Raw genomic sequence first — 15,942 nt, forward strand, 5'->3', positions numbered from 1 at the left:
AGCGCGCGGATGCAGGCAGTGCGGGTGCGGGACGTTCCAACGGAAAGCAGCCGAGCGTGGCCCGGCTCTACAGCGTGGGCCCGGTCAGATCCGGGTCGTGGCCAGGAAGCGCTCGCGGTCCTGCTGGGTCTGCCGGCGGATCTCGGCCAGCGCCTGGCTTTCGGTCGCCTCCAGCATCGCCTCGAACAGGCGCTGGAAGTGATGCCGCATCGCATTGCGTGCCGCGACCGGATCGCGCGCGCGCAGACCTTCGAAGATCGCCATGTGCTCGTCGGCGCGGCTGGCACCATCGTCATGGCACACCCGGGCATAGACCTCGGTTACCCGCGGCAGCTCACTGCGCATGCGCCAGATCTGCTGCACGAAATACTCGACCACCGGATTGCCCGACAGGCGGGCGATGGTCAGATGGAAGCGGCGGTCGTAGTCGCCGGCCTCTTCATCGCTGAGGTCACGCCGGCACAGTGCTTCGGCCAGCACCTGCAGCTCGGCGATGCCGGCCTCATCGATATTGCTTGCCGCCAGCGCGGCGGCTTCTGCCTCGAACACGGCACGCGCAGCGGTCAGGTCGAAGGCGCTGATATCGGGCAGCCCGCCGGCAGCCTGTGCCGGGCGCGGCTTCACATAGACACCCGAGCCGATACGGATCGCGATCCAGCCCTGCGCTTCCAGGGCGATTTCCGCCTCGCGGATGGTGACCCGGCTGACGCCGAAGCGTTCGGCAAGTTCACGTTCGCCCGGCAGGCGCGAACCCGACGGATATTCGCCATCTTCGATCAGCTTGCGGAGCTTGGCGGCGATGGTCTGGTAAAGACGGTTGGCGGACATGCGGCTGACCCTTGGCGGTTCCCTCCGGGCCCGTCCCCGGCCACCGGGCACGGTGCGGGTCCGGTTGGAGCGACGGCGCGACCATTGGCCGCGCCGCCCTGTTCAGAACTTGTATCGTACACCGAAATACGCACGCCGCCCGTAGCTCACCACCTCGCGGAAATTCCCGTAAAGCGGCTGGTATGCCACGCGTGGCTCGTTGGTCAGGTTCATCAGTTCCAGCGACAGCGACAGCTGCTTGTTCACCCGGTAGCGCAGGCGCAGGTCGACGCTGGTGTTGTCATCGTAATAGCGGTTCTGCTGCGCCGTGTTGCCGGTGAAGTCCTGGTAATAGTGCGAACGGAACTTGCCGATGGCCTGGATGTTGAAGCGACCCACATCCCAGTAGAGGGAACCGGACAGCACGTGCCGCGAGAATCCGCTCAGGCCGGCCGGCGGCACGATGGCCGGGATGATCGATCCGTCGGCGGCCAACTGCTCGCCCAACCGCGAATCCTGGGTCTGGTAGTCGGCGTCGGCATAGTTGTAGCTGACCTTGAAGCCGAGGCCATCGAACGGCTTGGGCAGGTACGAGAACCGGTGCGTGGCACTGAGCTCGATACCGGTCAGGGTGCTGTCCTCGTCGGTGGTCACCTGCTGGCGCACCGGCACGGTCACCGTCTGTCCGTTGATGGTGTAGGTTTCCGGCACCAGCGCGGTGGCGGTGCCGCCGTTGAACTGCTTCCAGTACACCGCACCGGCCAGCAGCGTGTCCGGGTTCGCATACCACTCCAGCGAGACATCACCGTTCCAGGACATCAACGGCTGCGCGGCCGGATTGCCGCTGGCACTGATGTCGTCCAGCGCGTCGGCCAGGCCGGTATAGGTGGCATCGCTGCTGACATTGATGGTGCGGCCAGCACCGAGTGCGGCGATATCCGGGCGCGACATTGCCCGATACGCGCCCACCCGCAACAGCAGGTCCGGCTTCAGTTCGAAGGCGGCATTCAGGCTTGGCAGCAGCTTGTCGTTGCCCGACTTGAACACCTGGGTGGTGAAATCACCCGTGGGCTGCAGGCGGATCGTGCCGTCGCCGTTGTCGATGATCGCCAGGTCGGTGCGCACACCTTCCGAGCGCACGTCGGTCTTGACCCAGCGCAGGCCGACATTGCCGGTGACCGGCAGCCCGAACAGCGTGCTGCTGAACTCGCCCATCAGGTACAGCGCGCGGGTTTTCTCGGTCACATCGACGTTGTTCGGATCCTGGAAATCCGGGTCCAGGCCGCTGTCACTGGTGCCGCGGAAGGACTCGTAGAGGCAGCTCGGATCGAAGTACGCCCACGAGGAGATCGTGTTGCCGCTGGCCGCATCCATGAAGTCATCCTGCGGGAACGGTGCACGGCAGGCACGGTTGGCGGCAATGATCTTCGCCTTGTCTGCCGCCACGCGCTGGTCGTAGTCGGTCACCAGGGTGTTGTCGCGCAGGCGGTAGTCGGCCTGGCTGGCGCGCACGCCGCCCTTGATGCGGGTGAAGAAACCGGACTCGGGCATGAAGCTGGCATCGAAGCGGCCAGCCTTGATCTTGTGGTCGTTCTCGGTAGCGCTGGAGGTCACCCGCGCTGCACCGGTGTAGGCGTCCCAGTTGTTCGGGTCGAAGTTCGGCGCCAGCGCCACGCTCGGCACCTCGCCATGCCAGTCCCAGTCGTAGTCGACATAGCCGGTGGCGCCGCTGCTGATGCCCGGCACGATGGCGTTGTTGACGTCGCGCTGGTTGGCGCGCAGCCGGGTCATGCGCTCGCTGTCCAGGCGGTTGGTATGCGAATAGGAAAGATCGGTGGACAGCTCCCAGGCCGGGCTCGGGCGCAGGATCAGGTTGAGGCCGCCACCGGTGTACTCCTCGCCGCGCCAATAGCGGTTGGAAGTCGAATCGATGGAGGTGCTGCCATGCAGGTGGCGGACGATGCCATCCTCGTCCACGTCGCGCTGGGTGATGCCGCGACGCGCGTTGGACAGGCTCAGGTCGCTGCGGTTCTCGTCCCAGTTGCGCTCGGTATGCTCGAAATCGAGGTTGACCTCGACCACGTCGTTGGGCCGCCACTGGAGCGCCGCGAACTCGCTCTGGCGATCATTGCGTTCCTGCTTCATGCGATAGATGCGGCTGCTGGGCACCAGGTAATACGGGGCACCGTTGGCGATGGCCTGGGCGCTGACTTCACTGCAGTTGGCATTGGCCACGTTCTGCCTGCCGTCGCAGGCATACCAGGTGGAGCCGCTGGTGATGCTCTCCTCCGGATCGGTGCCCTCCAGCCGCTGGATGCCCAGCGAGATACCGAGCTTCTGGCCGTTGCCGAATTCGAACTGGTCGATGTAGCTGGCGGTACCGCGATAGCCGATGCCATCGTCGTCGCGGTACTTCTTGTCATACTCGGCCCAGCTGCCACGCAGATCGATCTGCGCCGAGCGTTTGCCGTACTCCAGCGGCTTGACCGTCTCCAGGCCGATGGTGCCGGCGACACCGCCTTCGATGATGTCGGCACGCTGGGTCTTGTAGATCGCCACCGTGTTGATCAGCTCGGCCGGGAACATGTTGAAGTTCACCGAGCGGTCGCCGCTGCCGTTGGTGATCTCGCGGCCATTGAAGTTGGTGCTGCTGAGGAATGCGCCAAGGCCACGGATCGAGATTTCCGACGCGCCGGTCTTGTCGCGGGTCGAGGCGGCACCGGTCAGCGTTTCGATCGCATCGGCCAGCGATGGCGCGGGCAGGTCGCCGATGTCATCGGCCGACAACACATCGGCGATCACCGTGTCGTCGCGCTTCTTGTTGATCGAACTCTGCATCGACTCGCGGATGCCGGTGACCTGGACCTGGTCCAGGGTGGTGGCGTCCTGCCCGGAACCGGTAGCGGCAGACTGCGCCTGTACGGCCGGCGAAGCCGCCAGCGCAGCGAGCAGTGCCACGATCAGTGGTGTGGGTGACAACGGTGTACGACGTACAACTCCGGCAGGTTGCCGCATGGTTTTCCTCCTCCCAAAGGATCGCCCGGACGGTAGGCGTGGGACGCAGCTTCGACACGCCGACACAGAAATGTCAACCAACTGGACTGGATTTGTCGTAATACCTTTGATTCAGACCGGTTGCCCGCCATTTCATGTGCTGATGCAGCATGACTTTGCGCGCGACGTGGCTTACAACACACCCAACAAGTGGTATGCACACCCACTCTGAAACCACGGCATCGCCGTCTCTGGAAGGACTTCATGCGCATTCAATCGACTTCGCACCGCCTTTCGAAACCTGCACTTGGATATTGCCTGGCAATTGGACTGGCAACATGCCTGACCAGTTCGCCGGCAACAGCCGCCAGCTGGCTCGTACACGACGTCGGCGCGTTCGCCACCGCCGCTGCCGCCCTGCAGCCTGGCGATGAGATCGTGCTGGCCGATGGCACCTGGACCGATGCGCGCCTTCTGCTGAAGGGCCAGGGCACGGCCGCCGCTCCGATCGTGCTGCGCGCGCAGACGCCGGGCAAGGTGATCCTCAGCGGGGCGTCGGACCTGCGCCTGGCCGGCAGCTACCTGCAGGTCTCCAACCTGGTGTTCCGCAACGGCTACACCCCGGGTGACGCGGTGGTGGCCTTCCGCGAGTCGAGCAAGGCGGTAGCCAGCCACAGCCGCGTCACCGGCTTGGTCATCGATGACTACAGCAACCCCGATGGCAGCGACCAGGACTACTGGGTGTCGCTGTACGGCAGCAACAACCGCCTCGACCACAGCCAGCTGCGTGGCAAGACCAATGCCGGCCCGACGGTGGTGGTGGTGCGCGATGCCAGCCAAGGCCTGGACAACCAGCACCGCATCGACCACAACTGGTTCGGCCCGCGCCCGGCGCTGGGCGTCAATGGCGGTGAAACGATCCGCGTCGGCACCAGCGACACCTCGCTGAGCGATTCCAACAGCACTGTCGAGAACAACTGGTTCGAGGGCTGCGATGGCGAGACCGAGATCGTCTCCAACAAGTCCGGCGGCAACACCTTCCGCGGCAACGTGTTCTATCGTTCGGCCGGCGCACTGACCCTGCGCCATGGCAACGGCAACCGGGTGATCGACAACCTCTTCCTCGGCGACGACAAGGCCGGCACCGGCGGCGTGCGCATCATCAATGCCGACCAGACCGTCAGCAACAACTACTTCGAACGGCTGGCCGGCTCCAGCAACCGTTCGGCGCTGGCGGTGATGGATGCACAGGCCAATCCGCCACTGTCCGGCTATGCGCCGGTGGTCAACGCAACCATCAGCCGCAACACGTTTGTCGACGTGGCGAAGATCAGCTTCGGCGTTGGCCACGACGAGGCCAAGGGGATCGTGGTCGCGGCCAGCAACAGCCACTTCAGCGGCAACCTGATCGTCAACCGCACCAGCAAGAATCCACCGAATGCGGCCAGCTCGCTGGCGGGCATCGCCTTCAGCAACAACGTGCAGTCGCCGCAGGCCAGCAGCGTATTTCCGGGCGGGGTGAGCAGCGCCAGCATCGCCCTGCAGCTGGCGGCCAGCGGGCTGTGGGTGCCGGCAACGCCGCTGCCCGCCATCGGCGCCGATCCGGCGCTGGCGATGACCCCGCGCGAACAGACGGGGGTGGACTGGTATCCCAAGGTGGGCGAGGTTGCCCTGTCACGCACCAGCACCGGAGTTGATCGATGAGGTTGCAGCCGCTGTCCCTGTGTTCCCACCGCCTGGCGCTCGCCCTTGCCCTGGCCGCTCCCTTCGCCCTGATGCCGACGGCACCGCTGCACGCTGCGCCTGCCGCAGCCGCGCGACAAGGCGATACCGCGCCGGTACTGGTGACCGCTGCGCAGTGGCAGCAGATGGCCAGCGAGGGCAGCCGCTACCCGTGGTTCTCCAAGGAGCAGGCGCGTACGCAGAAATCGCTGCAGAAGATGATGAAGGCCGGCATCGATGTGCCGGTGCCGAAGGACAAGGGTGGCGGTCGCACCCATGAGCAGCACAAGCGCAACTACCAGGCACTGCTGGCAGCCGGCACCCTGTACCGGCTGACCGGCGACAAGGCCTATGTCACCTATTCGCGCGACATGCTGCTGCAGTACGCCAAGCTCTACCCGACCCTCGGCCCGCATCCGGAAGGACGCGGGCAGATTCCCGGCCGGGTGTTCTGGCAGGTGCTCAACGATTCGGTCTGGCTGGTCAACGCCATCCAGGGCTACGACGCGATCCGCGATGCGCTGTCGCCACAGGATCGGCAGACCATCGAATCGCAGGTGTTCCGGCCGATGGCCGAGTTCCTGGCCAGCGAGCCGAAGAACTACGACCAGATCCACAACCACGCAACCTGGGCGGTGGCCGCCACCGGCATGACCGGCTACGTGCTGCGCGATCCGGAACTGGTGGAAAAATCGCTGCGCGGCAGCCGCAAGGATGACCAGTTCGGTTTCCTGCGGCAGATCGACCTGCTGTTCTCGCCCGATGGTTATTACGAGGAAGGCCCCTACTACCAGCGCTACGCGCTGGCGCCGTTCCTGCTGTTCGCCAACGCGATCGAGCGCAACGAGCCGCAGCGGAAGATCTTCGCGCGCCGCGACGGCGTGCTGTTGAAGGCGGTGGACGTGCTGGTGCAGACCAGCTACGACGGCCTGTTCTTCCCGATCAACGACGCGATCCTGGACAAGGGCATCGACACCGAAGAGCTGGTGGCGGGCATCGGCATCGCCTATGCGCAGGCCGGCGATGATCGTCTGCTGTCGGTCGCGCAGCAGCAGAAACGCCTGCTGCTGTCACCGGAAGGGCTGCAGGTGGCGCAGGCGTTGGCGGCCAACAAAGCCAAGCCGTTCGATTATCGGCCGATGCTGCTGCGCGATGGCCCGGACGGTGAACGCGGCGGTCTGGCGATCCTGCGCATGGGCGGCGAACGCGGCCAGGCGCTGGTGCAGAAGGACACCATGCAGGGCATGGGCCACGGCCACTTCGACAAGCTCAACTGGTTGTTCTACGACAACGGCAATGCCGTGGTGACCGACTACGGCGCAGCGCGCTTCCTCAACGTGGAAGCCAAGCGAGGCGGCATCTACCTGGCCGAGAACCGCAGCTGGGCGAAACAGACCGTGGCCCACAACACCCTGGTGGTGAACGAGCAGAGCCACTTCAAGGGCGACTGGAAGCGCGGCGAGGAACATGCACCCACGGTGCGTTTCTTCCAGGCCGATGCCGATACCCAGATCGCTTCGGCGACGATGCGCGATGCTTACCCGGGCGTGGTATTCACCCGCACCCAGGCATTGCTGCGCCACCCCGAACTGGGCCTGCCGGTGGTGCTGGACCTGATGCAGGTGCATGGCGACAAGGCCGCGCGCTACGACCTGCCGCTGCACTTCAACGGCCATATCGTCACCACCGGTTTCGAGGCCGAGCATTTCCCCACCCAGCGCCCGGTGCTCGGCGGCGACAACGGCTACCAGCACCTGTGGCTGGACGCACGCAGCAAGGCCGGCAGTGAACCGCGCACGCTGGCATGGCTGCTCGACGGGCGTTTCTACACCTATCGCTTCGGCAGCAGTGCGCCATCGCAGGCGTTGCTGGTGGAAAGCGGCGCCAACGATCCCGAATTCAACCTGCGCCGCGAGCCGGCGCTGCTGCAGCGCGTGGAAGGACAGAAGGATGTGACCTTCTTCAGCGTGCTGGAGCCGCATGGCGAGTACAACGGCACCGCCGAGTACGTGCACGGCGCCGACAGCCGCATCAAGCAGATCATCCGCACGCGCGGCGATGATGCCGAGGTGCTTGAGCTGCGCCTGGCCAGCGGCGCGCGCATCGCACTCGGCGTGGCCGACGACAGCGACGCGAAGGGCGACCACAGCGTGACGGTGGACGGTCATGCCTACCGCTGGAGCGGCAGCCATGCGCGCATGGACCGCAGCAAGGGTGACGCGCGATGAACGGCCCCTCGGCCGTGGCCACGCTGCGCAAGGTGCCGGTGCGCTCGGCCGTACGCTGGCTGATCGTCGGCCTGATCGCGGTGGCCACGGTGATCAACTACATCGACCGCAATGCGCTGGCGGTGATGTGGCCGGAGATCGCCAAGGAAGTCGGCGCGACCAAGGACGACTACGCGCTGCTGGTCACGGTGTTCATGCTGTTCTACGCCGCTGGCCAGTTCCTGTTCGGGCGCCTGTTCGACATGATCGGGACGCGGCTGGGGTTCGCCTTGTCGATCAGTGTGTGGTCGATCTCGATCGCGCTGCATTCGGTCACCCACTCCATGCTGTCCTTCAGCGTGGTGCGGGCGATGCTGGGCATCAGCGAAGCCGGTGCCTGGCCTGGCGCGGTGAAAGCCAACGCCGAGTGGTTCCCTGCGCGTGAGCGCGCCCTCGCACAGGGCATCTTCAACGCAGGTGCGTCCATCGGCGCCATCGTTTCGGCGCCGGCCATCGCCGGCCTGTACCTGTGGCTGGGCTGGCGCGGCACCTTCGTGCTGGTCGGTGCGCTTGGCTTCCTGTGGCTGCTGCCGTGGCTGTTCGTCTATCGCGCCGGCCCGGACAAGCACCCGTGGGTGAGTGACGCCGAGCGACGCCTGATCATGGAAGACCAGACTGGCCAGCAGCGCGCGGATGCCCCCAAGGTCAGCGTGCGCTCGCTGCTGGCGCACCGGCAGAGCTGGGGCATGCTCGCCTGCCGCTTCCTGCTGGACCCGATCTGGTGGCTGTTCGTATCGTGGCTGCCGATCTATCTGGCCGAGACCTTCGGCTTCGACATCAAGCAGATCGGCCTGTTCGCCTGGGTGCCGTTCGTCGGCGCCATGCTGGGCAGCCTCAGCGGCGGCTGGCTGTCGGGGCGGCTGATCAATGCCGGCCATGGCGTGGACCGCGCACGCAAGCTGTCGATTTCGCTGGGCTGCGTGATCATGGCACCGGCCCTGCTCGGTGCGGTACTGGCCAACCAGCCGCTGTTTGCGGTGCTGGCGATTGCTGCAGTGCTGTTCGGTTTCCAGATCGCCATCGGCAACATCCAGACCCTGCCCGGCGATCTGTTCGACGGCCGCTCGGTCGGCACGCTGGCCGGTCTCGGCGGCCTGGCCGCAGTGGCCGGCACGTTGATCACCACCTGGCTGGTGCCGGTGCTGACCCGCCATTCCTACGCACCGATCTTCATCCTCGTTGCCGCACTGGTGCCGCTGTCGCTGGTGGCGCTGTGGTGGTGGACCGGACCGATCCACAAGCTCGACCGCAACGACGGTTGAGCCCCCCTTTCCCTCGCATTCCCCCGCAAACCAAGGAGTTTCCCGCATGTCGTTCCAGGACAAGGTTGCCATCGTCACCGGTGGTGGCCGTGATATCGGCCGTGCCGTCTCGATCAAGCTGGCTGCGGCCGGTGCACGCGTCTGCCTCAATTACGCCAACGACGAAGCCAGCGCACAGGAAACGCTGGCGCTGATCAAGGCGGCCGGTGGCCAGGCCATCGCTCACCGCGCCGACGTCACCGATCCGGCCGCGGTGGCCGGTCTGGTCGCAGCAACCCAGGCGGCATTCGGCCAGCGCATCGATGTGCTGGTCAACGTGGCCGGCGGCATGGTCGAGCGTCGTCCGCTGGCCGACATCGACCCGGCGTTCTTCCACAAGGTCATCGACCTCAACCTGACCTCCACCTACCTGACCACCCACGCCGTGGTACCGCACATGGGCGAAGGTGCGGCGATCGTGAACTTCGCCTCGCAGGCCGGTCGCGATGGCGGAGGCCCTGGCGCGGCGATCTATGCCACCGCCAAGGCCGGCGTGATGACCTTCACCCGGGCCATGGCCAAGGAACTGGGGCCGAAGGGCATCCGCGTGAATGCGCTGTGCTGCGGCATGATCGCCACGCGCTTCCACGACGAATTCACCAAACCGGAAGTGCGCACGGCGGTGGCCGGCGCGACGCCGCTGCGTCGCCAGGGGCTGCCGGACGAAGCCGCCGATGCAGCGGTGTACCTGGCGTCGGACGCAGCAGCGTTCGTCACCGGCGCCAATCTGGACGTCAACGGCGGCACCTACTTCTCCTGATCGGACCGAAGCCCATGCAGCGCTGGATCACCCTGCTTTCCCTCGCCATCGGCAGCGCCGTGGCCGCCCCCGCGGCGCTGGCCGCACCGGTCTGGGTCACCGCCTGGACCGCCTCGCCCGCGCCTGACCGCAAGGATGGCAGCGCCGATGCGCCCGTACAGTTCGCCGCGCAGACCGTGCGCCAGGACATGCGCCTGGGCAGCAAGGGCGATGCGCTGCGTCTGCGCATCAGCAACGAGCTGGGCACCACGCCGCTGCATGTGGAAGAGGTACGGGTGCGCCTGAAGGATGGCAAGGCGGCAGCGCTGCCGGTCACCGTCGATGGACGCGCGTCCATCGACGTACCGGTAGGTGCAGCGCTGCTGAGTGATGCGCTGCCATTGCGGGTTGCCGCCCTGCAGGAGATCAGCGTAACCGCGTATTTCCCGCAGCCCACCCGCCCTGCGGTGCGCCGTACGGTGGTGCGGGTGGCCGACGGCAAGCAGGACGCGGTGGCCGACAGCGTGCGCGTGGGCTATCAGCAGAATGTGTTCTCAGCCGTGCTGGTGCAGCGCGCGGATCGGCCGCAGGTGATCGTAGCCCTGGGTGATTCCATCACCGAAGGTGCGACGGCCTCGCGTGGCTCCTTCAACCAATGGCCCGAGCGGTTGGGCCAGCGTCTGCAGCAGGCCTGCCCGGACCGCTTCGTGGTGCTCAACCAGGGCATCAGCGGCAACAAGCTGCTGGACCATGGCCGCAGCCACAGCGCGCTGTCGCGGCTGGATCGCGACGTGATCGCAGTGGCCGACGCCGACCAGGTGATCCTGTTCGAAGGCATCAATGACATCCGCCACGGTGGCGGTGCACAGCCCCTGCCGGGGCGCAGCACGACGGACATGCTGCTGGGCTACCGCCAGGTGGCCGCACGACTGCATGCGCATGGCATCCGCGCTCATCTCGGCACACTGACGCCCTTCGGCGATTCGGAGCGCTACGAACCGGTATCGGCCGCCACCCGCACCGCGATCAACCAGTGGGCGCGTGGCAAGGACACCGGTTTCGATGGCGTGGTGGATTTCGATGCGGCGCTGCGTGATCCGAAACAGCCGGAATCATTGCCGGCGAACATCACCCGCGATCATCTGCACCCGAACGACGAGGGCTACCGGCGCATGGCCGACGCGATCGATCTGAAGATGCTGGGATGCGATGCCCCGCGCTGAGGCGGTTTTGTAGAGCCGAACCCGCGTTCGGCTGCTGTTGCTTCCTGTAGAGCCGAGCCATGCTCGGCTGCCTCTGCCAAAGCAGCCGAGCATGGCTCGGCTCTACAGAAGATCAACAGCCGCCATTAGACCGGCTGCCGCGGCCCGAACATGATCACCGCCATGCCGGCCAGGCAGAGTGCAGCACCCAGCATGTCCCAGCGGCTGGGACGTATGCCGTCGACCAGCCACAGCCAGAACAGCGCCGTGCCGATGTACACGCCACCATACGCGGCGTAAACGCGGCCGCTGGCGGTCGGGTGCAGGGTCAGCAGCCAGGCGAACAACGCCAGGCTGGCCGCCGCCGGCAGCAGCAGCCAGATGCTGCCGCCCTTGCGCAGCCACAGCCAGGGCAGGTAACAGCCGACGATCTCGGCCAGCGCGGTCAGCAGGAACAGACCCAGCGTTTTCACGCTTTTTCCGAGGCCTTGGCGTGCTGCCAGAGCGCTTCCTGTGCATCCAGATCGAGTGCAGCCAGCGAATCGCCTTGTGCCTCGGCCTGCGCCTCCATCGAACGGAAGCGACGTTCGAACTTGTGGTTGGCCCCACGCAGCGCGGCACCCAGATCGATGTCCGCATGCCGCGCCAGGTTGGCGCAGACGAACAGCAGGTCACCCAGTTCCTCCTGCAGGCGCGCCTTGTTGCCGGCGATGTCACCGCGCTCGAACTCCTCGCGCAGTTCCTGCAGCTCCTCGGCCGCCTTGTCCAGCACCGGCAGCGGACCGGGCCAATCGAAGCCGACCTTGGCCGCGCGAGACTGCAGCTTCACCGCCCGCTGCCATTCCGGCAGGCCACGCGAGATGCCCGCAAGCGCCGAGGTGTCCCGCTCACCCTTGGCAGCACGCTCGGCACGCTTGATCGCGTCCCAGTTCCGCGTGACGCCCTCGGCATCGTCGACGCTGACGTCGGCGAACACGTGAGGATGACGCCGCTGCATCTTGTCGCTGATCGCGCGCGCGACCTCGGCAAAGGCAAACGCGCCCTGCTCTTCGGCCATGCGCGCATGGAACACCACCTGCAGCAGCAGGTCACCCAGTTCATCGCAGAGGTCGTCAAGATCGCCCCGATCGATCGCATCGGCCACTTCATAGGCTTCTTCGATCGTATAGGGGGCGATGGTGGCGAAGTTCTGTTCCAGGTCCCAGGGACAACCGCCCTGTGGGTCGCGCAGGCGCGCCATGATGGCCAGCAGGCGCTCCAGCTCCACGCTGGCAGTGCCGGTGGCAGGGGTGTCGTGCGTGCTCATGTGTTTCTCCAGGATCAATCGGACAACCAGTCCCGCCACGGCAGGCTGGTATCGCCCAGCGCCATGAACTCACCGTTCAACAGCGTCGGCCGGCGGTTGTAGCGGAACGGCTTGCCGGTACCGACCGAAAGCACCGCACCACCGGCCGCGTGCAGCACGCACTGGCCGGCAGCGGTATCCCATTCGGAGGTCGGGCCCAGCCGCGGATAGACGTCCAGCCCGCCTTCGGCGATCCGGCAGAATTTCAGCGAAGAGCCCTGCACCACGGTCTCGATGTCGCCCATCCGGGCCAGCAACGCATTCGTCTCGGCTGAGCGATGCGAGCGGCTGGCGGCGACCCGCAGCGGCGCAGTCGCGGGTGTACGGGTACGCAGCACGGTGTCATGTACACCCTGCCGGCGATACGCCAGCTCGCCCCGCATCGCGTGCCAGACAATGCCGGTGACCGGCGACTGGACCACGCCGAAGGCCGGGGCGCCCTGGTAGATCAATGCGATGTTGACGCTGAATTCGCCATTGCGCTTGACGAAATCACGGGTGCCATCGAGTGGATCGACCAGCCAGTACGCGCCCCAGTGCTGACGCTGCTCCCACGGCACCAGCGGCGACTCTTCCGACAGGATCGGCAGGTCCGGGGTCAGCTGCCGCAGCCCCTGCTGGATCACCCGGTCGGCAGCGAGGTCGGCAGCGGTGACCGGGCTGTCGTCGTCCTTGAGTGTCACGTCGAAACCGTTGCTGTAGATCTGCATGATGGCCTGCCCGGCTTCCTGGGCGATGGCGATCGCGGTCTCGCGCAGTTCCGTGGTCAGCTTGATCATCGTGCTCCCTGCAGCCACTGGCGGGCGATGAACAGCGCCGCCAGCGAACGCCCTTCGGAAAAGTCCTCGCGCAGCATCAGCTGGTCCAGATCGGCCAGCTTCCACGGCACCACTTCCAGTTCCTCCGGCTCGTCTCCGGCCAGCTTCTCCGGATACAGGTCGCGCGCGACCACCAGCCAGGACTGATGGCTCATGTAGGTCGGCGCCAGGGTCATCGCGCGCAGCACGTCGACCTGCCGTGCGCCATAGCCGGCCTCTTCCTTCAGCTCACGGTCGGCGGCCTGCTCCGGCGTTTCGCCGGCATCGATCCGGCCCTTGACCAGGCCAAGCTCGTAGCGATGCATGCCGGCCGCGTATTCACGCACCAGCAGCACGGTTTCATCATCGAGCATCGGCACCACCACCACCGCGCCATGGCCACGGCTGACCAGGCGTTCGAAGCGGCGGCGTTCGCCGTTGGAGAACTCCAGGTCCAGGTGCTGGCGCTGGAAGGGCCCGTTCTCCTCGTCGGTGATCCGATGGATGATCGGCAGAGGACGCCTGGCGCGGTCATCGTTCATGCGGAATCTCCGTGGCAACCGGCGCATGCGCCGAGGCCGATAGAATGTGCAGGCAGGAACATGTTCATGAGCCCGAAATGCTAGCAGACCCAACCCCCTCTCCGCTGGTCCAGCACTGGCGGCAACGCGACCTCCAGGTCCTATGGCACCCGTGCACGCAGATGCGCGAGCATCCGGACACGTTGCCGCTGGTGCCGATCGCCCGCGGCGAAGGCGCCTGGCTGATCGATCACGACGGCAACCGCTACCTGGATGCCGTCAGCAGCTGGTGGACCAACCTGTTCGGCCATGCCGAGCCGCGCATCGGCGGTGCCATCGCCGCCCAGGCCGGGCAGCTGGAACAGGTGATGCTGGCCGGCTTCGGCCATGAACCGGCGATCACCCTGGCTGAACGCCTGCTGGCCCTGGCGCCGCGCCAGCCCGGCCGCGCGCCGCTGGCCAAGGTGTTCTACGCCGACAACGGCTCGGCCGGCGTCGAAGTGGCGCTGAAGATGGCCTTCCAGTATTTCCAGAACCGCGGTGAGACCCGGCGCACGCGCTTCGTCTCGCTGGAGAACGGCTACCACGGCGAAACGCTGGGCGCCCTCGCACTGGCCGACATCCCGCTGTATCGCCGCGTCTATGCGCCATTGCTGGCCGAGGGCCTGTTCGCGCCCTCGCCCGACGCCTACCTGGCCGAGCCCGGACAGAGTGCGGCCGACCGCGCACGCCAGGCCGCTGACGGCCTTGCCACGCTGTTCGACCAGCATCCGGGCGAAATCTGCGCGGTGATCCTGGAACCACGGCTGCAGTGCGCCGGTGGCATGCGCATGCACGATCCGGCCTATCTGCAGCGCGCGCGTGAACTGTGCGATGCCCATGGCGCCTTCCTGATCGCCGACGAGATCGCCACCGGCTTCGGCCGCACCGGCACGATGTTCGCCTGCGAGCAGGCCGGGGTGATGCCTGATCTGCTGTGCCTGTCCAAGGGCCTGACCGGCGGTTTCCTGCCCTTGGCTGCGGTGCTGGCCACGCAGGCGCTGTACGACGCGTTCCTCGATGATTCGCGCGAACGTGCCTTCCTGCATTCGCACAGCTATACCGGCAACCCGCTGGCCTGTGCGGCGGCGCTGGCCACGCTGGACATCTTCCACGACGACGATGTGATCGCGCGCAACCGCGGCATCGCCTCGGTGATGGGGACCTTGGCCGCACCGTTCGCCGACCATCCACACGTGGCCGATGTGCGCCAGGCCGGGATGGTGGTGGCCTTCGAACTGACCCGCAACGGCGACAAGCGCACGCCCTTCGATCCGGCGCTGAAGCTGGGGCTGCATGCCTACAAGGCGGCGCTGAAGCGCGGCGTGGTGCTGCGGCCGCTGGGCAACGTGCTGTACTGGATGCCACCGTACTGCGTGGACGACGAACAACTGGAGCTGCTGGCGCATACGACGCTGGCAGCCATCGACGAGGCAATTGCATGCGCGTGACCCGCTGCCCCATCGACCTGGCGCTGAACAGCGGCCAGACCGTGACCCTCCCGGAAGAGACGGCCAACCACCTGGTGCGGGTGATGCGCCTGCGCGAGGGTGACACCTGCGTGCTGTTCAACGGCGATGGCCACGACTACACCGCGACGCTGACGCTGGCCGGCAAGCGCGAAGTGCAGGTGCGCATCGACCAGGTGCAGCCGATCGGCAACGAATCGCCGCTGACCATCACCCTGCTGCAGGGCATTGCACGCGGCGAGAAGATGGACCTGATCCTGCAGAAGGCCACCGAACTGGGGGTGAGCGCGATCGTTCCGGTGAATGCCGAGCGTACCGAGGTGAAGCTGGATGCAGCACGCGCGGAAAAGCGCGTGGCGCACTGGAACAACGTGGTGCAGTCGGCCTGCGGGCAATCCGGTCGTGCGCGCATTCCGCAGGTAGGGCCGCCGCAGTCGCTGGCACAGGCCAGTGCGGCACTGCCGGCCGACACGTTGCGGTTGACCCTGGACCCGCTGGGAGCACACCGGCTGTCGACCCTGCAGGCAGCGCCGGCCGGCGGCGTGGTGATCGCCATCGGCCCGGAAGGTGGCTGGTCGCCACGTGACCGTGAGCAGTTGGCGGCCGCAGGCTTCCAGGGCCTGCAGTTGGGCCCACGCATCCTGCGCACGGAAACCGCAGGCCTGGCCGCGATCGCGGCATTGCAGGCACGGTTGGGCGATCTGGGATAAGGCTCCGGTCCGGTGGCCGCTGCGCTCGC

General features: G+C 66.5%; 13 protein-coding genes. 7 read left to right on the forward strand and 6 right to left on the reverse strand.

Going from position 1 to position 15,942, the window contains the following annotated elements:
* Positions 1–84: 84 nt before the first annotated feature.
* On the reverse strand, positions 85–828 hold the full coding sequence (locus tag H3005_RS10895) for a FadR/GntR family transcriptional regulator (protein ID WP_099818855.1): 744 nt from the start codon (positions 826–828) through the stop codon (positions 85–87).
* A 102-nt stretch (positions 829–930) separates the two neighbouring features.
* Entirely contained in the window at positions 931–3,822 is a 2,892-nt protein-coding gene (locus tag H3005_RS10900; protein ID WP_191078165.1) for a TonB-dependent receptor, read from the reverse strand.
* 243 nt (positions 3,823–4,065) lie between these two features.
* On the opposite strand from H3005_RS10900, the gene H3005_RS10905 reads away from it, so the two are divergent.
* From H3005_RS10905 to H3005_RS10925, 5 genes are read left to right on the forward strand one after another with little or no spacing between them, the layout of a single operon-like run.
* Complete coding sequence (locus tag H3005_RS10905; RefSeq protein ID WP_191078166.1) at positions 4,066–5,505, forward strand: polysaccharide lyase 6 family protein; 1,440 nt, start codon at positions 4,066–4,068, stop codon at positions 5,503–5,505.
* On the forward strand, positions 5,502–7,751 hold the full coding sequence (locus tag H3005_RS10910) for an oligoalginate lyase (protein ID WP_191078167.1): 2,250 nt from the start codon (positions 5,502–5,504) through the stop codon (positions 7,749–7,751). Before H3005_RS10905 ends, H3005_RS10910 begins: the two co-directional genes overlap by 4 nt.
* Positions 7,748–9,052 carry an MFS transporter gene (locus H3005_RS10915; RefSeq protein ID WP_191078168.1) on the forward strand — a complete coding sequence of 435 codons (1,305 nt, stop codon included), beginning with the start codon at positions 7,748–7,750 and terminating at the stop codon, positions 9,050–9,052. Before H3005_RS10910 ends, H3005_RS10915 begins: the two co-directional genes overlap by 4 nt.
* 46 nt (positions 9,053–9,098) lie before the next feature.
* Entirely contained in the window at positions 9,099–9,851 is a 753-nt protein-coding gene (locus H3005_RS10920) for a glucose 1-dehydrogenase (RefSeq protein ID WP_089236518.1), read from the forward strand.
* A gap of 14 nt (positions 9,852–9,865) precedes the next feature.
* Complete coding sequence (locus tag H3005_RS10925; RefSeq protein ID WP_191078169.1) at positions 9,866–11,053, forward strand: GDSL-type esterase/lipase family protein; 1,188 nt, start codon at positions 9,866–9,868, stop codon at positions 11,051–11,053.
* Positions 11,054–11,178: 125 nt separating this feature from the next.
* Here H3005_RS10925 and H3005_RS10930 read toward each other — a convergent pair whose 3' ends face one another.
* From H3005_RS10930 to nudE, 4 genes are read right to left on the reverse strand one after another with little or no spacing between them, the layout of a single operon-like run.
* Positions 11,179–11,505, reverse strand: a complete 327-nt coding sequence (locus H3005_RS10930; protein WP_100553277.1) for a YnfA family protein — start codon at positions 11,503–11,505, stop codon at positions 11,179–11,181.
* Positions 11,502–12,338: a nucleoside triphosphate pyrophosphohydrolase gene (mazG, locus tag H3005_RS10935; protein WP_191078170.1), complete on the reverse strand. Its 837-nt coding sequence runs from the start codon at positions 12,336–12,338 to the stop codon at positions 11,502–11,504. The genes H3005_RS10930 and mazG overlap by 4 nt, the downstream gene beginning before the upstream one ends.
* Positions 12,339–12,352: 14 nt before the next feature.
* Positions 12,353–13,156: a 3'(2'),5'-bisphosphate nucleotidase CysQ gene (gene cysQ, locus H3005_RS10940; RefSeq protein WP_089236523.1), complete on the reverse strand. Its 804-nt coding sequence runs from the start codon at positions 13,154–13,156 to the stop codon at positions 12,353–12,355.
* Positions 13,153–13,716 carry an ADP compounds hydrolase NudE gene (gene nudE / locus H3005_RS10945; protein ID WP_088100969.1) on the reverse strand — a complete coding sequence of 188 codons (564 nt, stop codon included), beginning with the start codon at positions 13,714–13,716 and terminating at the stop codon, positions 13,153–13,155. Before nudE ends, cysQ begins: the two co-directional genes overlap by 4 nt.
* A 77-nt stretch (positions 13,717–13,793) precedes the next feature.
* Between nudE and bioA the strand changes: the two genes are divergently transcribed.
* Both bioA and H3005_RS10955 read left to right on the forward strand, forming a co-directional pair.
* Positions 13,794–15,185: an adenosylmethionine--8-amino-7-oxononanoate transaminase gene (gene bioA / locus H3005_RS10950; protein ID WP_223880189.1), complete on the forward strand. Its 1,392-nt coding sequence runs from the start codon at positions 13,794–13,796 to the stop codon at positions 15,183–15,185.
* The gene (locus H3005_RS10955) at positions 15,176–15,913 is read left to right on the forward strand and encodes a 16S rRNA (uracil(1498)-N(3))-methyltransferase (protein ID WP_100553280.1); all 738 of its coding nucleotides are present in this window, start codon (positions 15,176–15,178) and stop codon (positions 15,911–15,913) included. The genes bioA and H3005_RS10955 overlap by 10 nt, the downstream gene beginning before the upstream one ends.
* Positions 15,914–15,942: the final 29 nt, after the last annotated feature.

Source organism: Stenotrophomonas sp. Br8 (assembly GCF_014763005.1).
GTDB classification, from domain to species: Bacteria; Pseudomonadota; Gammaproteobacteria; order Xanthomonadales; family Xanthomonadaceae; genus Stenotrophomonas; species Stenotrophomonas lactitubi.